20 protein-coding genes are annotated in these 24,126 nt (G+C 51.9%); 3 read left to right on the top strand and 17 right to left on the bottom strand.

The genetic code is table 11. The features are described 5' to 3' along the window. Nucleotides 1–55: 55 nt before the first annotated feature. From C5610_RS06260 to C5610_RS06205, 12 genes are all read right to left on the bottom strand, one after another. Complete coding sequence (locus C5610_RS06260; RefSeq protein ID WP_262340058.1) at nucleotides 56–703, bottom strand: sulfite exporter TauE/SafE family protein; 648 nt, start codon at nucleotides 701–703, stop codon at nucleotides 56–58. Then, nucleotides 690–866 (bottom strand): cbb3-type cytochrome oxidase assembly protein CcoS, encoded by a 177-nt coding sequence (gene ccoS, locus C5610_RS06255; protein ID WP_105306420.1) that lies wholly within the window; start codon nucleotides 864–866, stop codon nucleotides 690–692. Before ccoS ends, C5610_RS06260 begins: the two co-directional genes overlap by 14 nt. Next, nucleotides 863–3,268, bottom strand: a complete 2,406-nt coding sequence (locus C5610_RS06250) for a heavy metal translocating P-type ATPase (protein ID WP_105306419.1) — start codon at nucleotides 3,266–3,268, stop codon at nucleotides 863–865. Before C5610_RS06250 ends, ccoS begins: the two co-directional genes overlap by 4 nt. 3 nt (nucleotides 3,269–3,271) lie before the next feature. Then, a complete protein-coding gene (locus tag C5610_RS06245; RefSeq protein WP_105306418.1) occupies nucleotides 3,272–3,769 on the bottom strand; it encodes a FixH family protein in 498 nt (165 codons plus the stop codon). A gap of 57 nt (nucleotides 3,770–3,826) precedes the next feature. Next, nucleotides 3,827–4,777 (bottom strand): cytochrome-c oxidase, cbb3-type subunit III, encoded by a 951-nt coding sequence (ccoP, locus tag C5610_RS06240; protein WP_105306417.1) that lies wholly within the window; start codon nucleotides 4,775–4,777, stop codon nucleotides 3,827–3,829. Then, nucleotides 4,770–4,961 (bottom strand): cbb3-type cytochrome oxidase subunit 3, encoded by a 192-nt coding sequence (locus C5610_RS06235; protein ID WP_105306416.1) that lies wholly within the window; start codon nucleotides 4,959–4,961, stop codon nucleotides 4,770–4,772. The genes ccoP and C5610_RS06235 overlap by 8 nt, the downstream gene beginning before the upstream one ends. Beyond that, the gene (ccoO, locus tag C5610_RS06230) at nucleotides 4,961–5,572 is read right to left on the bottom strand and encodes a cytochrome-c oxidase, cbb3-type subunit II (protein ID WP_105306415.1); all 612 of its coding nucleotides are present in this window, start codon (nucleotides 5,570–5,572) and stop codon (nucleotides 4,961–4,963) included. Before ccoO ends, C5610_RS06235 begins: the two co-directional genes overlap by 1 nt. A gap of 13 nt (nucleotides 5,573–5,585) precedes the next feature. Next, complete coding sequence (gene ccoN, locus C5610_RS06225; RefSeq protein WP_105306414.1) at nucleotides 5,586–7,022, bottom strand: cytochrome-c oxidase, cbb3-type subunit I; 1,437 nt, start codon at nucleotides 7,020–7,022, stop codon at nucleotides 5,586–5,588. A 152-nt stretch (nucleotides 7,023–7,174) separates the two neighbouring features. Then, a complete protein-coding gene (locus C5610_RS06220) occupies nucleotides 7,175–8,815 on the bottom strand; it encodes a methyl-accepting chemotaxis protein (protein ID WP_105306413.1) in 1,641 nt (546 codons plus the stop codon). 135 nt (nucleotides 8,816–8,950) lie between these two features. Then, the gene (locus C5610_RS06215; RefSeq protein ID WP_105306412.1) at nucleotides 8,951–12,076 is read right to left on the bottom strand and encodes an efflux RND transporter permease subunit; all 3,126 of its coding nucleotides are present in this window, start codon (nucleotides 12,074–12,076) and stop codon (nucleotides 8,951–8,953) included. Further along, entirely contained in the window at nucleotides 12,069–13,145 is a 1,077-nt protein-coding gene (locus C5610_RS06210; RefSeq protein ID WP_105306411.1) for an efflux RND transporter periplasmic adaptor subunit, read from the bottom strand. Before C5610_RS06210 ends, C5610_RS06215 begins: the two co-directional genes overlap by 8 nt. Before the next feature lie 110 nt (nucleotides 13,146–13,255). Further along, entirely contained in the window at nucleotides 13,256–13,822 is a 567-nt protein-coding gene (locus C5610_RS06205; protein ID WP_105306410.1) for an FMN-dependent NADH-azoreductase, read from the bottom strand. A gap of 105 nt (nucleotides 13,823–13,927) precedes the next feature. Between C5610_RS06205 and C5610_RS06200 the strand changes: the two genes are divergently transcribed. The 3 genes from C5610_RS06200 (at nucleotide 13,928) to fabA (ending at nucleotide 17,508) form a co-directional block, all read left to right on the top strand. Further along, complete coding sequence (locus C5610_RS06200; RefSeq protein ID WP_105306409.1) at nucleotides 13,928–14,839, top strand: LysR substrate-binding domain-containing protein; 912 nt, start codon at nucleotides 13,928–13,930, stop codon at nucleotides 14,837–14,839. A 166-nt stretch (nucleotides 14,840–15,005) separates the two neighbouring features. Then, nucleotides 15,006–16,919, top strand: coding sequence for a Lon protease family protein (locus C5610_RS06195; RefSeq protein WP_105306408.1), 1,914 nt, complete (start codon nucleotides 15,006–15,008; stop codon nucleotides 16,917–16,919). 76 nt (nucleotides 16,920–16,995) lie between these two features. Continuing rightward, complete coding sequence (fabA, locus tag C5610_RS06190) at nucleotides 16,996–17,508, top strand: bifunctional 3-hydroxydecanoyl-ACP dehydratase/trans-2-decenoyl-ACP isomerase (RefSeq protein WP_105306407.1); 513 nt, start codon at nucleotides 16,996–16,998, stop codon at nucleotides 17,506–17,508. An 86-nt stretch (nucleotides 17,509–17,594) separates the two neighbouring features. Here the strand turns inward: fabA and rmf are convergent, their stop codons facing one another. From rmf to rlmKL, 5 genes are all read right to left on the bottom strand, one after another. Further along, the gene (gene rmf / locus C5610_RS06185) at nucleotides 17,595–17,771 is read right to left on the bottom strand and encodes a ribosome modulation factor (RefSeq protein WP_105306406.1); all 177 of its coding nucleotides are present in this window, start codon (nucleotides 17,769–17,771) and stop codon (nucleotides 17,595–17,597) included. Nucleotides 17,772–17,948: 177 nt separating this feature from the next. Further along, a complete protein-coding gene (locus tag C5610_RS06180; RefSeq protein WP_241970600.1) occupies nucleotides 17,949–19,679 on the bottom strand; it encodes a DUF3466 family protein in 1,731 nt (576 codons plus the stop codon). Between the two features lie 3 nt (nucleotides 19,680–19,682). Further along, nucleotides 19,683–21,608, bottom strand: coding sequence for an ABC transporter ATP-binding protein (locus C5610_RS06175; RefSeq protein ID WP_105306405.1), 1,926 nt, complete (start codon nucleotides 21,606–21,608; stop codon nucleotides 19,683–19,685). Next, entirely contained in the window at nucleotides 21,605–21,835 is a 231-nt protein-coding gene (locus tag C5610_RS06170) for a glutaredoxin family protein (RefSeq protein WP_105306404.1), read from the bottom strand. Before C5610_RS06170 ends, C5610_RS06175 begins: the two co-directional genes overlap by 4 nt. 6 nt (nucleotides 21,836–21,841) lie before the next feature. Beyond that, nucleotides 21,842–23,965: a bifunctional 23S rRNA (guanine(2069)-N(7))-methyltransferase RlmK/23S rRNA (guanine(2445)-N(2))-methyltransferase RlmL gene (gene rlmKL / locus C5610_RS06165; protein WP_105306403.1), complete on the bottom strand. Its 2,124-nt coding sequence runs from the start codon at nucleotides 23,963–23,965 to the stop codon at nucleotides 21,842–21,844. Nucleotides 23,966–24,126 lie beyond the last annotated feature (161 nt).

The following is a 24,126-nucleotide window of genomic DNA, read 5'->3' as shown; positions in this document are numbered from 1 at the left end:
TAAAGAATCTACCATTAAGGTTAGCGCAGATAAAACGAAGTACCTAGTCTGTCGATCAAAAATGCGGACGGATCAGCGTCAGTGCGGTCCACAGCGCGTAAATCATCAGTAACACACCGATGGCCAGGCGGAAGCCTTGTGCCTGTAAGATACTGCGCATGGCCTGACTGAAGTAACCGGCGCCAACCATCGCCGGAAACGTACCGATCGCAAACGCCGCCATTAACAGGCCACCTTGCAGCGCGTCACCGCTGACCGCAGCGTAGCTCAGTGCACTGTACACCAGCCCACAGGGTAGCCAGCCCCAAACCGCGCCGGCCAGAAACACCGTCAGTCGGCCACCGGTTTGCGCTGGAGCAAGACCTTTGACACGATTCCATAGTGGCTTGGCCGCCTGCTCAAGTTTATTCAGGATTGGCCACCAGCCGGTAAAGTACAACCCCAGTGCCAGTAAAAACAGCACCGCCAGCCAGCGCAGGACCTTAGTGGTGTGAGGGGAGTCGGGCGCGATCAAAGCAACCGCGCCACCAACAATAGCGCCGAGCAGCACATAGGAGGCCATGCGGCCAACATTGTACAGCACAATATTGGACCAGCGTGTCTGTACACCAATGGCGCTGGCAATGCCGCCGCACATGGCTAAGCAATGTCCGGCACCGGCCAGTCCCATAATAAATGCGGTAACAATATCAACGTTGTTCACGGTCGTTCCGGTTTTCCTGCTCTTCGTCGTCATCGAGCAGAATGCGTGAACCTTCACGCTCGATGTCTTCGAACTGATTAGAGCGTACCGCCCAGAAAAACACGATAACAGCGATCACGACAAAAATAATGGCGACGGGAATCAACGCATAGATAACACTCATTCGCGGTATAACCTCAACGAGTTTGCAATAACCAACAGGGAACTTAATGACATTCCCAACGCGGCCACCCAGGGCGCAATAATGCCCAGTGCTGCAACGGGCAGAATGGACACATTATAGGCCACCGCCCAGGTAAAGTTCTGGCGCATGATAACACGAGACTTGCGGGCACTTCGAATCACCTCTTCGACGCTGTTCAGTTGATCCGACAAAATCACCACATCAGCGGCGGTTTTGGCCAGATCCGAAGCGTTGGCAAAGGTCATGGAAAGGTGAGCCTGAGCCAACACCGGACCATCATTAAGCCCATCACCGATCATCCATACGGTGTTGCCGCTTTGTTGCAATGATTTGATCAAATCCAGTTTTTGCTGCGGTTTGTACTCGCCGTAATACTCGGTCATGTTCAGTTGACTGGCGGTGGCCGCAACCCGACCGTTATCATCGCCACTGACCAGCAGGGTACGAATGCCCTGACGCTGCAGAGTGTCGAGGGTCTGTTTGGCATCATCGCGCAGATTATCCTCAATGGTAAACTGTGCCAACAACTGCTGCTTACTGGCCAGAACCACATTAAAACGCGTCTCGGCGGCCGCCTGCGGGTGCCATTCGGCGATAAACGCGGGGCTGCCCAAGCGATAGTGTTCGCCTTGTTCGGTAACGACTTCGAGCCCGGAGCCTGCCACCATTCGTACCTGTTCTTTAAACGGACGCGGTGTTGCCGATAATTGCTTCAACGGTAACGCCAGAGGGTGCTCGGAATAGGCTTCCATGCCGGCCACCAGCTGGTTGATCTGCTCTGGCTCAATAAAGTCTCTGCGCTCGGTAATACTGAACTTACCTTCGGTCAGCGTACCGGTTTTATCAAAGCAAATGACATCCAGTTGCTTCACCGATTCCAGTACTTGCGAGCCTTTTACCAAAATGCCTTTGCGGTTAAGCCGATGAATGGTGCCGGTGATCGCCGTTGGTGCCGCCAGCGACAGCGCACAGGGGCAGGTCGCCACCAATACGGCCAGGGTAACCCATAATGCGTGTTCAGGTTCAATCCACCACCACACCAAAAAGGTGAGGGTGGCAATAACCAGAATGCTGCTGACAAAATAACTGGCCACTTTATCGATGACCTGCTGCACTTTGGGTTTTTCTGCCAACGCTGAGTCCTGCATCGCAACGATACCGGCCAGTACCGTCTGTTGGGCAGCGGCGGTAACGCGGATGCGAATCGCGGACTGCTGGTTGATGCTACCGGCGACCACGGTTTGGCCTTTAATTTTGCGATTCGGTACGCTTTCACCACTGAGCAGACTCTCATCCAGCCAGGCTTCGTCCGACAACAACTGACCGTCGGCGGCCAGTGTATCGCCCGGATTAACCACAATCACATCACCAACATGCAACTGCTTTACCGCTACCGACTCAAGGCCGTCGCTGGTTTCGCGTTGGGCCAGTTGCGGCATTAGTGTTAAGCGATTGGTGGCGAACCGCAGCGCCTTTTCTTTTGCTAACAGCTCCAGATACCGTCCCGACAATAGGAAAAAGGTAAACATCGAGATCGATTCAAAATACACCTCGCCACTGCCTTGTGTGACGGCGTAGACGCTGGCCGTGTATGCGCCGAGCAAGGCAATACTGACCGGCACATCCATATTCAGCGTTTTTGCCTGCAACGCTCGCAACGCACCGATGTAAAAGGGCTGCGCACTGTACAGAATAACCGGAGTGGCAAAAATCAGGCTCACCGACCAAATGTACTGACGTGTGGTGTCATCAAGATCGCTGACGACCCCGAAGTAGAGCGCGAATGCCAGCATCATGACCTGCATGGTCGCCAATCCCGCTAACCCCAGCCGGCGAATAAAGCCTTTACGCTGCCGACTGAATTGCTGTTCCTGCTGGTTAGGCTGAAACGGACGGGCCTGATAACCAATCGCGGCTAACCGCTTGATCATGTCACTGATGCCGACCTGACGAGGATCCCAGGTTACCTGCAGACGTTGGCTGGACAAATTAACGATGGCTTTAGTCACGCCGGGCGTGGCCTGTAGCTCGCGTTCAATAAGCCAGGCACAGGCCGAGCAGGTGATGTTCGAAATGGTCAAAGCCGCCTGTTGCAGATCGCCTTCCAGCTCGCGGACAAACTCTTTTTGCACATCCGGATGGTCATAAACCTCCAGGTTTTTGAGTTCATCGGGCAAGATTGGCGTTTGCTGTGGCTTATCCAAATCACGGTGTTTGTAATACGCGCTTAGGCCGTGCTCGATGATGGTTTCCGCGACCGCCTGACAACCGGCACAACATACCGGTTGAGGGGTCCCATCGAAGGTTACCGTTAAATCAACGCCCTTAGGAATGGGCTGCAGACAATGAAAACAGGGCTTGGGATCGTTTTTTTCGGTCATTGCTTAAACGCCGTACAACAAAGGCTCAATCAGGGTCCACTGGGCGGCTGGCAAGGTGTATTTTTGACTCACCTTCCAGTGCCGGTCAAAGGGTTCCACAGTAACGGTCCAACGACCATCAATGGCTTCAGGAATGTCAGCGCGGTAGACGCCGTCAGCCGCGACAGTGACGCGACGAGAAAAATCTTTTTCGGCATTGGTTGCGTGCACAAACTTGACGTTGAGGGCACTAAGCTGCTCGGGCGCACCTGACTTGTAGCGCAGTGCAAATTCACCGTTGTTGGCGGTAAATTCAAAACTGATGTTCAGTTCCTGAGCCTTTTCAACGTGCTCAATAACCGCATTGATGGTCTTTCCGCGTTTGTAGTAATCGTCTACAACCATCGAAAAATTACCCTGGGTTACGGCCAGATAAATGATGATCGCACAGACAATCATCACCAGCACCGGAACTGAAATGAGGAACCAAGGCCAGAACTGCTTATACCAAGGCTTCACCATAATCTATTACCTCATACAAAAAACCCCGCCGTGGCGGGGTTTTACTAAGAAAGTCGCTTAGTCATTCGACAAGCTGTAAATGTACGCCGACACCACGTGGATTTTATCCTCTCCGAGGATATCTTTCCATGCTGGCATGACGCCGTTACGGCCATAGTGCAGGGTTTCTTCAATTTTATTAATTGAACCACCGTACAGCCACACGTTATCCGTTAGGTTAGGTGCGCCCAGTTGCTGGTTACCTTTACCGTCCTGACCGTGACATGCAGCACAAACCGCATAATTCTGTTTACCGGCTTCGGCCAACTTCGGATCCACATTACGACCACTGAGGCTGGCAACGTAGTTAGCCAATTCAGTGATTTGCTGATCCGTAAACTGCTCACCAAAAGCAGGCATGTTGCCCTGACGGCCTTGCAACAACGACGTTTTGATGTCGTGTGGCTCACCACCGTACAACCAGTCATCATCGGTCAGGTTAGGGAAGCCCGGGCCGCCCATCGCGTTTGAACCGTGACATTGAGCACAGTTTTGCAGGAACAGGCGCTGACCGACATCCAATGCGTCTTCGTTCTTCGCCAGTTCAGGAATAGACTGCTCGGCAAAAGCTTCGAAGATCGGACCGTATTTTTCTTCGGCATCACGTACCGCACGGTCGTACTCAACAATCAAGCCTTGCTCTTGCGCTTCTTCCATGGCCTGACGTGACTCTTCTAACGATTGCACGTCCTGGTTAGAGCTCTTCCAGCCCAGCAAACCCTGGAAGTTGCCCAGGCCAGGGTAGAGCGCCAGGTACAGGAAGCCCCAGGCAAAACACGCCCAGAATAAGTACGTCCACCACTTCGGTAAGGGGTTGTTAATTTCTACGATCCCATCGAATTCGTGGTCCATTTCCTGACCTTCTTCGATGTGGGTGTAGTTCTTCATGTTCCAGCGCAACAACCAAATCAACGCAACCAAGGTTGCCAGCGTAAGAACAATTATCCATGCACTCCAGAAGCTACTCATCTTTCTTCGACTCCGGTTTGTCGCTTTCCTTTACCGATGAAGCCTTATCTTCTTCAAAGATAGAATTGGCTGCTTCATCGAATTGTTTTTTTGCGCGTCGGCTAAAGAACGACCAGCCTACAATGGCCAAAAATAAGACCAGTATGATGATCGTCCAAATGCCGTGCCATTCACCAAAACCCATTACTTATCAGCCCGTGATAGTGCTGTACCCAGGGACTGCAAATACGCAATGAGCGCTTCCATTTCGGTTTTGCCCTGAACTGCTTGTTTAGCGCCGGCAATGTCTTCTTCGGTGTAAGGTACACCCAATTGTTTCATTACCTGCATTTTCTTCGCAGTATCTTCGCCCGTTAGGGTATTTTCCGCTAACCAAGGGAAGGCCGGCATGTTCGATTCTGGAACAACGTTACGTGGGTTCATTAAGTGCACATAGTGCCACTCGTCACTGTAACGTCCGCCAACGCGCGCAAGGTCAGGACCGGTACGCTTAGAACCCCACAGGAATGGGAATTCCCATACGTGTTCGCCCGCCAGCGAGTAGTGACCGTAACGCTCGGTTTCTGCACGGAACGGACGAATCATCTGGCTGTGACATTGCACACAGCCTTCGCGCATGTAGATATCGCGACCTTCAAGTTCCAGTGCCGTGTAAGGCTGCAAACCTTTAATCGGCTCTTGCACCTGGCTTTGGAACAGCAATGGGGTAATCTGAACGATACCACCAATGGACACCGCGAGAATCATCAGAACCGATAACCACCCGAGGTGCTTTTCAACAAATTCGTGTTTCATCTGTCAATCTCCCTTAGGCGGTTTGTACGACGTTACCAGCAGCTGTCTCACGACGGCCCGCCTGGATGGTTTGATAACAGTTGTACGCCATAATCAGCATACCGACGACAATGAACACACCGCCAACGAAGCGACCTGCCCAGAATGGGTAAGATGCTTGTACACTTTCTACGAAGCTGTAGGTCAGCGTACCGTCAGCGTTCGTCGCGCGCCACATCAGACCTTGCATGACGCCTGAGATCCACATCGAAACGATGTAGAACACAACGCCGATGGTGTGCAGCCAGAAGTGTACGTTGACCAGCTTAATGCTGTGCAATTGTTTCTGGTTAAACAGACGTGGTACCAGATAGTACATAGAACCGATGGTGATCATCGCAACCCAGCCCAGTGCGCCGGAGTGAACGTGACCGACGGTCCAGTCAGTGTAGTGCGACAAGGCGTTTACTGACTTGATGGCCATCATTGGACCTTCGAACGTCGACATACCATAGAAAGACAGTGACACGATCAGGAAGCGCAGGATCGGGTCAGTACGCAGCTTGTGCCAGGCACCTGACAGGGTCATGATACCGTTGATCATGCCGCCCCATGAAGGTACGAACAGAATCACTGACATCACCATACCCAGAGACTGAGTCCAGTCCGGCAGGGCAGTGTAGTGTAAATGGTGAGGACCGGCCCAGATGTACAGCGAAATCAGCGCCCAGAAGTGGACAACCGACAGACGGTACGAGTAAACCGGACGTTCAGCCTGCTTCGGTACGAAGTAGTACATCATACCCAGGAAGCCGGCTGTCAGCAGGAAGCCAACCGCGTTGTGGCCGTACCACCATTGAATCATGGCGTCGACTGCACCTGAGTACATTGAGTAAGACTTCATGAAGCTTACCGGCACCGCCATACTGTTAACAATGTGCAGCATGGCAATAACCACAATAAAGCCACCATAGAACCAGTTAGCCACATAAATGTGCGAGGTTTTACGAATCGCCAGGGTGCCGAAGAACACGATGGCATAGGCAATCCAGGTCACCGCAATCAAGATATCGATTGGCCACTCAAGTTCAGCGTATTCCTTGGTGCTGGTGATCCCAAGAGGCAGGGTAATAACAGCCGACAAGATAACGGCTTGCCAACCCCAGAAGGTAAACGCAGCCAGTTTGTCCGAGAACAAACGTGTACGACAGGTTTTTTGCACCACATAATAAGACGTGGCGAACAGTGCGCTGGTACCGAATGCAAAAATAACCGCATTGGTATGCAACGGACGAAGACGAGAGTAAGTTAGCCAAGGCGTGTTGAAGTTTAACTCCGGCCAGACCAGCTGGGCCGCAATCAAAACACCCAACGCCATGCCGACGATACCCCAAATAATGGTCATGACAGTAAACTGCCGAACGACCTTCATATTATATTCGATCGGTTGTTGTGGAATTGTTTGACTCATCTTTATATTCCGCGGTGATTGAGATCAGGAAAAATGGTGACTTTTACCCGCTTAACCAAAAGTCAGCTTCCTTGTAAAAGTACGCGAATTTTACACCTTATGTACCTAAAGGTACAGAGGGGATAATACTAATATCCCCATAATAATAAAGGCTATTCGGTTTTGAATCGTGATACTAATTGACTTAAATCAATACTGTTTTTGGTGAGTTTTTGACTCACTTCGGCCACCTGTTGGTTGGCACTTTGGTTATCACCGGAGAGGTCACTGATGCCGGTGACATTTTCGCTTAAGTCACGAGTCACGCGGCTTTGCTCGTCAGTGGCTGAGGCAATTTGAACGTTCATCGAGGAAATGTTGGCAACCGCTTCCTGAATCTGACTGATCGCCTGTTCCGCTTTGAGGGCGCCTTCATTGGTGGTTTGAGAACGCTGTTCGACATCAGAAATGATGTGAGTAACGTCCTTAATCGCGCCCTGAATACTGTCGACAATGGTCGATATTTCATCGGTTGATTGCTGTGTGCGCGTAGCCAGTGTGCGTACTTCGTCGGCAACTACGGCAAAACCACGACCCGCTTCACCGGCACGAGCCGCCTCAATCGCTGCGTTCAACGCCAGTAGGTTGGTTTGTTCAGCAATGGCGACGATGACGCCAAGAATGTTGCCAATTTTATCGGAACCGTCCTGTAACAGGCGCGCCTGTTCGCCGGCTTTCCGCAGTTGCGCGGTAAGTGCTTCAATATTATTTACCGCTTCGCGCACAATTACCGCCGAACGACCGGCTTCCTCATCGGCAGTATTGGCCGATTCTGCGGCTGTCCGGGCATGTTCTGCGACTTCGCCGGCGGAAGAGGAGAGCTCGTTGATGGCGGTCGCAACGGAATCGGTCTGCGACCGCAGCTCGTCACTCTGTTCGCTGCTTTGACTGCTCAGTGCCGCCAAACGTTCGGCAGCACGTTCTTCTTCCTGCGCACTGTTTTGCACACTTTTTACCAATTGCTGAATTTTACTGACAAATTCGTTAAAAGATGCGGCCAGTTGTGCCAGTTCGTCACCGCCATCGGCATTTAACCGGCGGGTCAGGTCGCCTTCACCCTGAGCAATGTCTACCATCGCGGCATTAATGCGTTTAAGCGGACGGGTTATGCTGCGAATGATCAACACGAACAACAAAAGCAGTGGTACTGATAAAACCACGGCAAGGCCGACCAGTTTAAAGAATTCCTGCCACAGCATTGAGGCGATGTTATCTGTGTACTGACCGGTACCAATGATTAAGTTCCAGGGCTGGAATACCCGGATGCGGCTGATTTTGGGTACCAGGTTGCTGCTGTCGCTGCCTTTTTGCCAGATATACTCGACCGTAGCGCGATCCGCATTGCGAGCCTTGTTGACCATTTCTTCAAACAGTTTTGTCCCTTGCGGATCTTCGTAGGAGAGTACGTTTTTACCGACCAGCGCTTTGGTGAAAGGGTGCTGTACCATTTCGCCCTGACGGTTGAGGGTGAAAATGTATTCAGAACCCTCGTAACGTATCTCGTCAAGTCGGGCAAACGCTTGAGCACGAGCCTGCTCTTCACTGATCTCGCCGTTACTGGCCTGTTCATGATAATAACTGACCATCGTATGAGCCGCGTCCAATACCGCGTCGAGTTTGCGCTTTTCCTCCTGGATAAGCAGCCCGTTAAGAATGAACATCATGAAGGCAACCATCAGGGCGGTACCGAAGGCAGCAATACCTAATAACGCTACAAGCCGACGGGTAATACTAAAACGTTGAATGAAACCCATGTTGATCCCTCAAAAACAGTAATAATTCGTTTATCGCTCTACTTTACGCTCTCTTTACAATAAAGAAAGTAGACCATAGTCAAAGACGGTGTCGATCTTGTATCGACCTTAATGAATTTAACTAAAGTAAAAGCGTTACTGTTTTGTCGTGCCCCGCAGCATCAACGCTGACAATGCAGGCAACGTCAGTATGGTAACCACGGCAGCACCTATCAGCCCGAACATCACGATAATACCGACCCCACGGTATAATTCGGTACCTTCACCAGGGATAAACACCAATGGCGCAATACCGCACAAGGTCGTGAGGGTGGTAATGGTGATAGGGCGTACGCGTGATAACAAGCCTTCCTTAATGGCATCAATCAACGGGTAGCCGTCTTTATCGCGCAGATAAACGGCACGCTCAACCACCAGAATCGGGTTGTTAATGACCGTCCCCATCAGGATCAGGAAACCCAGCATGGTGATCATATCAAAGGGTTGGTTGAGCGGTTTCATACCCAGTAAGGGCAGCAATTCGCCAACGCCATTCATTAATGCTAGCCCCAGTATGCCCGCGCTGATGCCCATCGGAATGGTGAGCATGATCAACAAGGGATAGCCCCAGTGCGAGAATATCGCGACCATCAGCAAATAGACGATGGCGACAGAAAGCAGATAATTTTGACTTAATGCGGCCTGCGTTTCCGCCAGTTGATCGGCCGCGCCGGATAGCTCAGTACTGATGTCTTTATCAATCACACCACGTTCGCGCAGATGCTCTATCACATCATTACGCACCTGAGCGACACCGGATTCCAGCGCCACCGAGTCGGGCGGAATGATATTAAGCGTTACGGTACGACGACTGTTCACGCGTCGGACGGTACTGGTATCGACCGTTTCTGTCACGGTCGCCAGCGCGGACAGCGGCAGCGCGCGGCCCTGATATTGATACACCGGCATGGCGTCGAGGGCGTCCGGTTTTGTGTCGGTACCGTCTTGGCTAAATAAGTACATATCAATCTTATCGTCGCCCTGGAAAAACTCACCCACAAAGGCACCGTCGGTTAATGCCGCGACCGCGTAACCCAGACTCTGTGCGTCCAAATCCAGTTCTGCCAAACGGGCGAAATCAGGGTGTATTTCCAGCAGTGGCTGCTGCAGCGTCAGCGAACCTGGCGAACTCTGAATCCGGGGGTTGTCAAACACCGCTTCAGCGCGGGTATAAATGGCTCGGGCTGCGTTATAAACCTCCGCCAAATCCGTGCCACCGACATCAACATTAATACTGCGGGTACCGCCGTCATTGCTGCTGATGATGGAGCCTTTGGTGGCGAAGGCGCGCATACCCGGATAACGCTCATAAACCTCGGTTATCGCATTCATGAGCTCTTCAATCCGATCGGCATCACGGGTTTCAGCGATGATCCGCAAATTGGTCGGCGACACGCTGTAACTGATCGTCTTTAACGCCGGTATGGTTAACCCGTCGGGGCTGGTGACCTGTTGCTGTTCGGTGGTTAAGGCCGGATCAAAAATCGCGCGGATCTCGTCGCCGATCGCCGACATGGTTTGTAGGTTGTAACCCGGCGGCGCGTTCATTGACGCAAAGGTCTTGGCTTCTTCTCCTTCGGGCAGGTATTCGGCCGGCGGTGTCAGTAGCCACCAGACCCCGACCACCAACGCAAAGGTACCGGCGACGGTAACAACCTGACGTTTACGGCTGGCGAGCGTGCGATCGGCGAGCTTACCGACACCGGACAACAACCGATCGGTGACCTTGGTTTTAGCCCGCGCCGGGAAATAAGCCGACAGCAGCGGCACCAGGGTAACCGACACCAACATCGACGCAATGATGGCCGAGGAAATGGCTATCGCAATGTCGGAGTACAACTGACCGGCTTCCTGCACAATAAATAAAATCGGTAAAAACACCATCACGGTGGTCAGTGTCGACGCCAGCACCGCTGTCCATACGCGTTGTACACCCAATACCGCGGCCTGTTTTGGCTTGGCGCCTTTTTGCCGTTCCAGTTCGATGCTTTCCAGCACCACAATGGTGTTATCGAGGGTCATGCCAATAGCAAAGGCAATGCCCGCGAGGGAGATAACATTAATGGTACGGTCCAGTAACAGCAGGCCAATAAAACCGGCCAGGGTACAGATGGGAATCCCCACCACGGCAATGGCTGTTGCCCGTCCGGAGCGCATTAGCCCGTACATTACTAAGGTGGCAAACACCGCACCCAGGGCGAGGTTAAACAACACGTTCTGAATGGAAGCTTCAACGTAACGCACGTCATCGGAATTGAGCACGATGTGCATACCAGCGGGCTTTAACAGCTCTTCATTGATGCGCTCAACTTCAGCCAACATGGCGTACTTAATATCAATGACGTTGGAGCCGGACTCCCGCTTTACCTGCAGGCTCAACACCTGTTCGTCTTTAAACCACGACTCGCTGTTGGTTTCGAAATGATTGAGATCGATGCGGGCGATATCATCCAGCCGCACCAGTTTGTCACCGTCGCGGGCGATAATGGTTTGCTGCATCTCTTCAATGGTGTCAAAACGACCAACGGTTCGCAGCAGATAACGACGTTTATTTTGTTCCAGCTCGCCGGCCGATGTATCCGCATTACGGGTCTGCAATGCCCGTTGCACGTCGGAAACGGTCAAACCATGATTGCTGAGCGCTTGTCGATCCAGTTGAATACGAACCTGTCGTTGGGCACCGCCGCTGACTTCCACCTGCGACACCCCGGCAACTGAGGACATGCGTGGCCGCACATTGTCTTCGATGTAATCACGCATCCGTACCATGTCGATATTTTTGGGATTACCGGGTAGGGGAGCGACCCGAAAGTACATAAACGCGTTGCTGGAAAAGGAAGCGGCATAAATTCTCGGTTGGTCGACATTGTCAGGATAATTTGGAACCTGACTTAATGCATTGTTAACTAGTATTAATGTTTCTGTAACGTCAATTCCGAACGGAAAATCCAGTTCGATGGACGCCTGACCATTACTGGCACTGCTTTCCATGCGCTGCAGGTTGGGTACGGTGCGCAGATACTCTTCCTGCTCAACCAGGATTTCTTTTTCGATATCCTGCGGGGTTGCCCCCGGCCAGGACGTTTGTACCGAGATGGTTCTGACTTCCAAGTCCGGTATCATCTGCACCGGGATTTTCAATGCTGCAGCAAGGCCCATCAAGCACAGGATCAATACCGCCACGATGGTAACGTGCTTGTGCCGGATCAAGGCTTCAATCATAGTCGTTGCTCTCCGTCAGCTGCAGCACTTCGCCGTCGGTTAACGATTCATTACCGCGCACCACCACGCGGGTATCAGCCGACAAGCCGTCGGCGCGGACAACAACCCAGCCGTTAAAGCGTTCACCGAGTTCAACCAGCTGTTCGCGGGCAAGCCATTGTTGGTCTTCACGGCGGGCAATCCAAACCGAAGTACGGCCGTCGCTGTAGCGGATTACCGCATCCTGAGGCACAGTTAGGTGCGGGTTTTTACTACGAATCGCCACGTCGGCCGTGACAGCCGCACCAACGGTCAGTGGTTCAGTGCGCTCCGGCGTAAGGCGGAGCAAGAAGGTACGGGCGTTATCCGACAAATAGGGGACCTTGGTCGCAATGGTTGCAGCCATAGGCTGATCCGAGCCGTAACGCACAGCGACTTCCGTGCTGTCATCAATTTGCTCGAGATAGCGCTGGGCAAGGTAAGCGTCTACATAGACTTCATCCGTTTCGACCAAGCGAAAGGCGACCTGATCCTGATTGACCCATTCACCTTGGTCAACGTGCCGTTCAGCCACGACGCCCGAAAACGGTGCACGCAGTTGATGGTAGTCTCGCTCTACTTCTCGCTCGCTCAGTAACGCCTGGTACTCGGCCAAATTAGCGCGGGCCACTGCCAATGCAGCACGCGCGCGGCGTAATTCACTCTGAGCAACAAACTGAGTTTCGGCCAGCGACTCCAGTTCGGCTACTTGTTGCTGTTCATCAGCCACAGTGGCCTCGGCGGCGTCACGCTGAGCTTCCAATGATTTAATGGCGGCATTGATCTGCCGACTGTCTAAGCGGGCTATCACGTCGCCGGCGCGCACCTGGGCGCCGACATCGAGCTGAAACTGCTGTAACCGGCCACTGGTACCAAAACTGATATCACTGATGTTACGGGCATTGACGGTAGCAGGAACGGACAACGCCTGGATACTGTGTTGGCGCTTAGCCTTTATCACATCGACCTTGGTCTGCGCAGCGGTATTGGGCGCAGCGAGCAGGGTACCCAGAACGGCAGACAGCATCAGAAAACGACAAAAGTTTTGCATAAAAAAGACTTCGGTTAAGGACTAACTGAGTGATTCTTACGCAATCATTGCGCCGTTGGTTTATTCTGTTATTCGCTTAACTATAACCAACGGCGCGTCTACGGGGGGTGTTATGCAAGTTCCGCGATTTGTGCCTGCGCTTGTGAGAGACCCTGAGCACGGGCTTCGTCACCCATGTTCAAGCCTTCGGCGCGAACCACTTCTACGTCGGTAATGCCGATAAAGCCCAGAGCTGTTTTCAGATACGCTTCTTGGTGATCCAGCGCTGCCGCTTCACCTTGCGAATAAACACCGCCGCGTCCTGACGCCAGGTACACCTTTTTACCGGTTAATAAACCTTCAGGACCGTTCTCGGTATAACGGAACGTCATGCCGGCCTGCAACACGCGGTCCAGCCATGCTTTCAGTTGAGTTGGAATGGTAAAATTGTACATCGGAGCACCAATCACCACGACGTCCGCGGCCTGCAGTTCTGCCACCAGTTCGTTGATCAGTGGCTTATCTTCTGCCTGCAATTCTTCGGCCTGCAAATGAGGTACCGGGTTACTGACTAAATCGCGATAGGTTACTTCGACGTCATCGCCTTGTTGCGTTAATTTGGCGACGATGTCCTTGCTCAGCTGACGGCTGACCGACTGTTCAATAAAAATACCGGAATCTAAGTGTAAAACCTTCATGGTAAACCTCCGAAATTGATAGACGTTGTCAGTATATTTGTTCCGTAAACAATAAAAAGTAGCTATTATGGGAACCTATGTTCCATATTTAGAACGTCTATCATTATGTCACTGCCGGATATCGCCAATTACTACCTGTTTGCCAAAACCGTACGTGCAGGCAGCATCAATGAAGCCTCTCGTGAACTGGAGTTGCCAAAATCAACCATCAGCCGACGGCTGACACAGCTCGAGGAGGAGCAGGGCGTACGGCTGGTTAACCGCGGTCGGCAGGGGTTACGGCTAACCGATGTCGGTGAAGCGTTTTTGGTGCACTGCGAGGCGCTGGTGGATGCCGCGGAGTCTGCACAGCAGGTCACCCAACGCTTACTGGAAAAGCCCCGTGGCCGGGTCAACGTCAGTGCCCCTTATGCGATCAGTCAAAGTCTGCTGGTACAGGTGTTGCCGCAATTCATGACCCTGTACCCGGAAATTCAACTGAACCTGATGGTGACCAATCGTCCCGTTAATTTACTGGATGAAAACGTGGATCTGGCGTTGCGGGTAAGGCCACAGATCGAAGATTCGTCACTGATTGCGCGACCATTGAGCCATGCGCCATCAACCTTATTTGCGGCACCGCGCCTGTTGGCGGCAGCATCGGTAGAGACACCCGATGACTTGCTTCAGCATCCACAACTGAGCCTGCATTACACCAGTGGACGTTACCGCTACGAACTGACGCATGCAGACGGTGCAACTCGACAGTTGTCGTTTCAACCCAAACTCATCAGCGACGACATGATTTTATTACGAGAAGCCGCTATTCAGGCGCAGGGTATTGTCGCGTTACCCAATTATCTGTGCCAACAAGCGGTGGCGGAAGGTCAGTTACAACAGCTATTACCTGAGTGGCAATTACCGATCGGCATCATGCACATGACGTATCCACACCGACGCGGATTAAAGCCGGCCGTACGCGTATTGATTGATTTTCTGGCCGAAAAACTCCCGGAAGTTGCACAGCGCGCGTTTTAAATTGTGAGTGCTAACAGCTCTCAATAATCATTTATACCTCGTATTTAACATAATATACATTATACGCAATTAGGTTTTAGAAGGATTTGGTCGGTGTTCTGCCGATTTCTGGTAGAATGCGACCTATAGTGATTTATGGACTATCGATTTTAGGAACCAAACCAATATGCAACTATCGCCGCAGGCGCTGCGCCCAGACACTGAGGTATGGCTACAACAACGACCGGCTGAATGTGAAGAACGTTTATTAGTCGGCCAACAACGCGCACTGGATGCGCTCACACAATCGATGCGTCAGCGTGGCTGTTACGCCAACGTGTTTGCGGTTATCCCTGCGGGATTACAAAAGCAGTACGTACTGGACGAATATTTCCACGACCATCAGTGGCAACACAGCCGTTGGTATGACTGGTTGTATCTGGCCGATCCGGCGGATGCGTTACGGCCGTTATGTGTGAATGTTCCGTCCGGTAGCGCGGCTGAAGTGATGCAGGCGATTCTGCAGTACATTCAAACCGAGGTTGCTGAACGCGAGGCGTTACATGCGAAAATCATCAGTCAGTTTGATACGCCGAAACTGCGCGATTACATGCAACGTATTGCCGATAAAACCGCAGACGATTTCGGTAGTGATCAACTGGCCTCCGTGATTGTTGGACATCAGCACCCTGCTCCGTTTTATTTGTGTGATCGGGTGACAGAAACCCGTTTGTTTGGGCAAATCGGTGCACAGTCGATAGAAGGCACCGTGCGTTCCGATCTGCACCTTATCGAAGCCGGCTTAATTCATCAGGCCAATGGCGGCGTGTTGGCGCTGGAAGTTCATCAGTTGCTGGAAAATCTGGAATTGTGGCGACGCTTAAAAAACATTCTGTTGAGCGGTGTGTTTGAGTGGCCACAACCGTCACCAGACAGCGGTACGGCTTATTTTTATCGGCCTCAGCCGGTACCTATCGATATTAAAATTGTGCTGCTTGGCAACCGTAATGAGTACGGTCAGTTGCGGGATTACGACGAGGATTTTGACCATCTGTTTCCATTTTTAGCGGATTTTCACCGTGATTTTCCGTTATATCGCGAACCAGTTACGGATTACTTCCGTTACCTGCAATTTGTCTGGCAGCAAGCCGATGTGTTACCGCTGGCCGACTCCGGCTATGCCGCGGTACTACGAGCCAGTGCCCGGCGTACCGAATTTCAGCAGGAGTTGAGCCTCGACACCATCTATCTGTTACAACTGCTGCGTGAAGCCAACGACATCGCTGCGCAAAATGCTAAAACGCAAATCGACGAGCACTCCATCGAACAGGTGCTGGAACGTCAGCGCACTCGTGAAGGTCAACTGGCCGAAATGAGCCGCCGTAGCATCATCGAAAAACAAGTACGAATTGATACCGACGGCGAAGTGGTTGGCCAGGTAAACGGCCTTACCGTGATTACCGTCGGCGGTACTGAGTTCGGCGAACCGTCACGCATTACCGCCACCATTCATTACGGCGACGGCGACATCATCGACATCGAACGTAAGTCTGAGATGTCTGGCAACATCCACACCAAAGGGGTGATGATCCTAAGCGCCTACCTCGCCCATCAGTTTGCCCGCCATGAACCCATGTCGGTATCCGCAACGGTGGTGTTTGAGCAGTCCTATTTTGAGGTGGACGGCGACAGCGCCTCCATGGCGGAACTGTGTTGCTTAATTTCAGCACTAGCCGAAACCCCGTTGACGCAATCGCTGGCGATTACCGGCGCGATGGATCAGTTCGGTAACGTGCAAGCCATTGGTGCAGTTAACGAAAAAATCGAAGGCTATTTCGCACTCTGCAAGGAACGCGGTTTAACCGGTGAGCATGGTGTGATCATTCCGGCCTCAAACCAGGCGCAGCTCAACCTGGCACCGGAAATCATCGAAGCGGTTGAGCACGGCAAATTCTCCGTTCACACCGTTGAACACGTCGAAGAAGCACTGGAGCTGTTAACCGGGGTCAGTAAAAACGAATTGTTTGACCGCGTGCGCGGACACATTCACGATCCTGACGAGCAGCAAAGAAAGCCTTGGTGGAAGCGATTGTTTGACTAATCGGAGTTGTTTGGCGTACAGCTGTACGCTAAACTCCCTGCAGTCAATTTCGTACTCACTAACCAAAAAGGTTGTTATGAATCAATCCAGTTTTTCGCGTCAAGACTTAATTGATTGCAGCGAAGGTAAACTCTTTGGCGAAGGCAACAGTCGTCTGCCCGCTCCTAACATGTTAATGATGGACCGCATCGTTAATATCACCGCCGATGGTGGCGAGTTTGGTAAAGGTTTTATTCACGCCGAGCTCGATATCAATCCAGATTTGTGGTTCTTCGATTGCCATTTTAAAGGCGACCCGGTGATGCCTGGCTGTCTCGGACTGGACGCGATGTGGCAGTTGGTCGGTTTTTACCTGGGTTGGTCCGGTGGTCCTGGCCGCGGTCGTGCACTGGGTGTTGGTGAAGTTAAATTTACCGGACAAATCTTACCGGAGCACAAAAAGGTCAGCTATTACATTGACATGACCCGTGTTATCAAGCGCAAATTGTTTATGGGCGTCGGCAATGGCCGTGTTGAGGTTGATGGCCGCCCTATTTACACAGCGAAAGATTTGAAAGTCGGATTGTTTACGGACACCACCACGTTTTAATCGACGCCTTACGAGAAAACGCCGGAACCCTGTTGGGTTGCCGGCGTTTTTTTATTCATTAGCTAGCTAATATGATATGTGACAAATCAGCGGAACAAGCCGGTATTTCGTGCCTCCATTGCATCACGCCATCCTCCTAGCCACTGGGAGCGAATGTCATCTTGGGTTTGATACGGACAGTTATCTTTCGAACGTCCAGATAATCCGGCTTTATAGCCTTGAGTGTGGGCTCTTTCAAAGCGATCACGCTTTTGTCTTTTCATAGAACTACCCCTTCGCCTGTTGTTCACAGATTATTTTAAGATTATCGGAGAGCGTTTTTGTTGCCCTCATTACTATTGATAGTCTGATTGGCGGAGAGTTCAATCGAAAAAAGTAACACAGCCAACTTGAAAAACGATAAAGAGTTGAAACTGTGTTACTTTTTTATGATGATTTTATTATGATTTTTTGATCTTTTGAGCCGTCTTACGGCGGCTAAAGGTTATAAGCGAGCCCAACAATGCGAGCACACCCAATGAGCCACTACCAAAGGCCGCGCCACTACGCTCAATCTTATTTTCCTCTTCACGACAGTTATTCAACTCACCGTCAATTGGGTTGAGTTTGATCGCTACCGCCACTTCGCGCGTTTGCGTTTCACCGTCGCCGTCGACGTACTCTTCGGTCTTCAGTGCCGTTGCCAGCACCTCACCTGAGTCGGTTACATCATTGGCTTCAACGATAAAGTACTGGCTGTCACAGGACACCGCGTCGTTCAGGTTAATGAACTCAGGGTTTTCTGCCGTTGTGTCATACCAAAAGCCAACCCGACGGCGCACGGTTGATAAGGTCGCTTCGATTTCACCGGTGCCGACAACGATGCCGTTTTCATTAATGGCATTCGGTACGGTTGACGAGCCGGAGAAAAAGCCGGGCAATAACGTCAACGGTTCATCGTCAGTCGCTTCCAGATCGTAGACAAAGGCCGTGTTGCGCAGATTACCGGCGCGGTTTTCAACCAGATAACCGATGGCTTTATTGCTGTCATTGATGTCCGTTGCCGCACCCCAGAAATAGTCAGCACTTTCGGTAACCGGCAAGGCTTCGCTGTTTTCAAAAATAGCCGGCATACGGATGGCGCCGCGCTCAGGGTGATAAGTCCAGCTTTGTCCTACCGCGATGCCGTTGTTATTAACGGCCAGTGCGTAACTGGAGAAGTCGCGCTGATCTTCTTCGTCGCGCTCCTGTAAGGTACCCAGTTCGGTGGCACTGATCACTTCACCGTTGTTATCCAACTGCCAGAGGTAACCACGAATGTCGTAAATTGAGCGGCGCGCGGCATAATTGCTGTTTGAATAAAATGACGGGGCAATGTTGTTTGCGCGCTGATTGTAGAGTTCCAGCCAAATCCCGTGTGCACAGGCCTTGGTCGGACGGGTTACGACCGTGTCCGGATCCTCTGGGGTACAAGAAGCAATTCGCTCTTCAGCAAAAGGGCTGAGCGCGACGCTGGCATAACCGGCCGCCAGACCTGAGTCGTTAACGTCCATAATCGCGCTTTCACCACCGAGTTCCGCCGTTTCTGGCGGCTCGATAATGCTGCGTTGGCCATCACGCAGCCAAACACCACGACTGATAAAGTCGCGCAGGTAAAACGTTAAGGTCACTTCCTCGCCTTCAGAATCGGTGAAGGTGTATTCGGTCGGTGAGAATGATCCGGTGCTACTGCCTACCGCCGCATTGCTGCTATTGATGTCATACAAAAAGCTGTCGGTGCTCAGGTCCTGCGTATCACCAAGTAACGGCACCGTTTGAGTAACTCCATCATAAAGATAGGCGGCGTTTAAACCGATTTGAATTTGTTGCAGGTTATTGTTGGCATTCACCGCAACGTTGTTAATGATGTACTCATATTGTTCCGGCGTTAAGGTATCCACCTCATCGATATCGGTAATGCCTGCGTTCGCCAGCACTGAGGCTGAAACCTGACTGAGATCGATATCGACTGCGGTCGGAAACCGCGAAATACCCACCACAAAGCCCTGCTCGTTCATTGCCTTTGGAAAGCTGCCGCGATAATTTTCCGCAGTCGGAAGCTCTTCAATCTGGAATAAGTCGGCCTGCGCGGCCATACTCATCGACGCCAAAATTGCTGCGCTTAACCCTTTAAGTGCAAATTGTTTCATCATTAACTAACTACTCTGTTTTGATAAGTTTTCAAGCTCTTCCCAGCGCTCAAGCAAAGCCATGATGGTTTCTTCTAACTCGGCTGCTTGTTGCATCACAGGCTCTGTCACCTCGATGGGCTGATTAAAGAACTCCGGATCATTCAGTTGTTGTTGAACGTGTTCTAGCTGTTGTTCTTTTTCTTCGATCGCCGCCGGCAAACCGTCCAGCTCTCGTTGCAGTTTGTAGGATAACTTTTTCTGACGTTTTGCAGAACCCTTATCAGCCAAACTTGTGCTTTGTGACTGTTTTGGGGTCGGTTTGGTTCCTTCCGCGGTCGATTTTGTTGTCGATTGCGCCGCAAGATAATGTTCCAGCTCGGTGAAACCACCAATGATTTCAGTGATCTTACCGCTACCTTCAAACAGCAACACGGAGGTGGCTGTATTGTCAACGAATTCACGGTCGTGACTGACCAACAATACTGTGCCCTGGTACTCGGCGATGATCTGCTCAAGCAATTCGAGGGTTTCAATGTCCAGATCGTTGGTCGGTTCGTCCAATACCAGCAGGTTGCTGGGTTTCAGCATAATCTTGGCCAGTAAGGCCCGGTTACGCTCGCCGCCGGACAACGCCGAAACCGGCGTCCGCGCCTGCTTCGGTGAAAACAGAAAGTCCTGCAGGTAACTTAAAATATGCCGTGGCCGGCCCTGGAACACGATGTCCTGTTTACCGTCACCAACGTTGTCCATCACTGACTTGTTCGGATCCAACTGCGAGCGGTGCTGATCGAAATACGCCACCTCGAGGTTGGTGCCTAACTTAACGTTACCGCTGTCGACCGTCTGCTCTCCCAAAATGACTTTTATCAGCGTACTTTTGCCGCAGCCGTTCGGGCCAACAAAGGCGACTTTGTCACCGCGCTGCAACAGCAGGTCTAGGTTGTTAATCACGCATTTCTCAGCAAAGCTCAGGTTCATGCCCTCGCCTTCGAACACCCGCTTACCCGAGCGCCCTGCTTCGTTAACCCGCAAGTTTGCCTGGCCTTGCAATTCGCGTCGTTGCTGACGTTGCTTACGCAAATCCTGTAACGCCCGCACCCGTCCTTCATTACGGGTACGGCGGGCTTTAATGCCCTGCCGGATCCAGACTTCCTCGGCCGCGAGCTTTTTGTCGAACTCGGCATTTTGCGCCGCTTCAACCTCCAGCAGCTCCTGTTTTTTCTGCAAATAACGGTCATAATCGCCCGGGTAGCTGTGCAGCTGGCCGCGATCAAGATCGATAATACGGGTTGCCAGATGGCGGATGAAGGCACGGTCGTGACTGATGAATAACACCGCCCCCTTAAAGTCTTTAATTTGCTCTTCCAGCCAGCGCACCATATCGATATCAAGGTGGTTGGTCGGCTCGTCCAGCAGCAACACATCCGGATCAACCACCAGCGCCCGCGCCAATGCCACGCGTCGTAACCAACCGCCGGAAAGCTCGGCCATCGAGGTATCCGCCGGTAGCGAGAGTTTGGTCAGAACCTGCTCGATGCGGGTTTCCATTTGCCAGCCGTTAAGCGCATCAATCTTCGCCTGCAAGACGTCCATTTCGTTCAGCAACGCATCCGAGGTATTGGCACCCATTTGCTGTGACAGCTCGTGATAACGGGCCAACAAGCGGCCGCTTTCCGCCAGCGCTTCGGCTACATAGTCATAGACCCGCTGCGGCGACTGTGCCGGCGGGTCCTGAGGCAATCGGGTGACTACCGTATCGCCAACGTATTGCACCTGACCATCGTCCAGTGCCACTTGTTGGTCGATCACTTTTAATAAGGTTGATTTGCCAGCGCCGTTGCGTCCTACCAGACACACCCGCTCACCCGGCTCCAGTACAAAATTAACGTGATCCAATATCGCGTCGGCGCCGAACGCTAGCTGTGCGTCCTGAACCCGTAATAAATTCATAAATTGATAAACTCCAGCAGTTGCTGCTGATCAAACGGCCAGCGCAACTCATTATCCTGTTGGTCTTTAAGAACTGGCACCAGCCAGCCATATTCCTGTTGCAGATCCGCATCCGATTCGATATCCACCACTGTTAACTCCAGTGGTTCGTCAATATCCAGCCCATACAATAATTGCAGGGCCTGAGTGCACAACGGACAATGTGACTTTGTCAGTAGGTAATACATAAGCGGTTAAATACGCGAAATAATAAAGTAATGATGAATGCCTTTATGGCGCTTAAAGTCTTCCGGAATCGACGCCTGTGTCTGGTCGTTGACGCTGAAGCCAGCCTTTTCCAGGCCAGCCTCGTCGATGACAAACTTGCGGCGATTATTGGAAAACAGGATAACACCGTCTTCGGTTAACAGCCGCGCTGCGGTCTTAATTAAACCGACATGATCGCGCTGAATGTCCAGTGTACCTTCCATTCGTTTTGAGTTACTAAAGGTCGGCGGATCCAGAAAAATCACATCAAACGGCTCGATGTCGCGGTTGTCCCGCAACCAGTTAAAGCAATCGGCCTGAATAAACTGATGCTGTCGGCCGCGCAGACCGTTCAGGTCAAAGTTGCGCTTACCCCACTGCAGATAGGTTTTCGACATATCCACCGACACCACTCGATTAGCGCCGCCTAACGCCGCCTGCACCGATGCTGAGCAGGTGTAAGCAAACAGGTTCAGCACATCCAGCCCCTGACACTTATCAAACAACTCTTTGCGCACCAGACGGTGATCAAGAAACAGCCCGGTATCCAGGTAGTCCGTCAGGTTCACTTCGAACAAGGCCTGATACTCGCGTATCGACAGGGTCACGCTTTCACTGCGTTCATTACGCTTTTGGTACTGCTGACTGCCAGCCTGACGTTGGCGCACCTTTAAAATGATGTTTTCTTCAGCAAACGGCAGCACATCACTGATGGTTTCCAGTAAGTGCCAAAGTCGGTCGCGGGCGACGCCTTCCGGAATGGTCTTTGGTGGTGCGTATTCCTGCACCACCAGGTAGTCTCCGTACACGTCAATTGCGGCGTTATAATCGGGTAAGTCAGCATCGTACAAACGCCAGCCTTCAACGCCCTCTTTGGCCGCCCATTTACTCAGCTTCTGGTGGTTCTTTTTAAGCCGGTTGGCAATGTCGTTACCCTGATTTTCGGTAAATTCTGGTTGCTCTTTGGTTAAGTCATAGTTGGCTAAAGTGACATCCAAAGCACCATTAAGTAATTTATATTTTTTACTGCTGCGCAGTTTAAGACGCTTCAAGAGGCTTTCGTCACCGGCTAAAATGCCCACCTGCCAGCCGCTAAAATGGGCTTTTAACTGGCGTCCGAAACGACGATATAACAGCAGCGTTTCGACTTCTTCACCCAACCGTTCACCATACGGTGGATTGGTCACCAGTAACCCGGCCTCTGCGGGAGCCTCTGCGTCCAGCGCATCGCAGGCTTCAAACTCGACGATCTGATTGAGCAGCGCTCGCTTGGCATTACCGCGCGCGGCATCAATCAACCGCGGGTTACTGTCAGTGCCTTTGATGACCCCGGTAAAACTCGCCCGAGCTTGTTTAAAGCGTTGTTCTGCCTGCTCCAACAATTCGTGCCAGAGCGATGGCTGATGCCCCTGCCAGTGCAGAAAGCCCCAATGAGCGCGGCCCAGTCCCGGAGCACAATCCAACGCCATCAGCGCCGCTTCGATCACTAAGGTACCGGAACCACAAAACGGGTCATAAAAATTGAACGTCGGCTGCTGCAATTGCTCGCTAATACCAGCACGGTACAGCACAGCAGCCGCGAGGTTTTCACGCAACGGTGCCTCCCCCTGCTGCTGACGGTAACCGCGTCGATGCAGGCTGTCACCACTAAAATCCAGTGACCACACCAGTTCGCCTTTGTGCAACCGTGCTGCAATGCGAATATCCGGGTGCTGTTTATCAACGTTAGGACGACCCAGTCCGCGCGCTTTAAAGTAATCGACGATGCCGTCCTTCACCACCTGCGCACCAAACTGACTGTGGCGGATTTCATCACTGTGACCGTTAAAGTCGACCACCAGCGTGGCTGAGGACGTCATGACTTGCTGCCAGTCATATTGCGTTATCACGGCCTGAATATCGGCAGCCGTTGTGACCTCGGCTTTGCCCAGTTGCAACAGCACGCGGCTTGCTAACCGCGACCAGAGCGCCACAGTGTACGCCTGTTGCAGCGATGCTGTTATCTGACAACCGGCCATGGTTTGTTTTACGTCCTCAATGCCGAGCCTCTGTAACTCGTCAAACAACAGTGGTTCTATGCCTTTGGCACACGCAATAAAATAGGTTTGCATCAAAATTAGCTAATCTCTTTTCTTAGGAATAAATCGCTTGTGATTATACAGAATGGCGGCGGTGGTGTCTGTATTCATCCACCTTTGTTGAGGAAGTAGACGATTTGTTTGCTATTTAAGCAAACGCGTCATAATCGTGAAATAATACTTGCGTAAAGGCT

The sequence above is a fragment of the Idiomarina sp. OT37-5b genome (assembly GCF_002968395.1).
Lineage (GTDB): Bacteria > Pseudomonadota > Gammaproteobacteria > Enterobacterales > Alteromonadaceae > Idiomarina > Idiomarina aquatica.
This window is presented reverse-complemented; position numbering and strand designations above follow the sequence as displayed.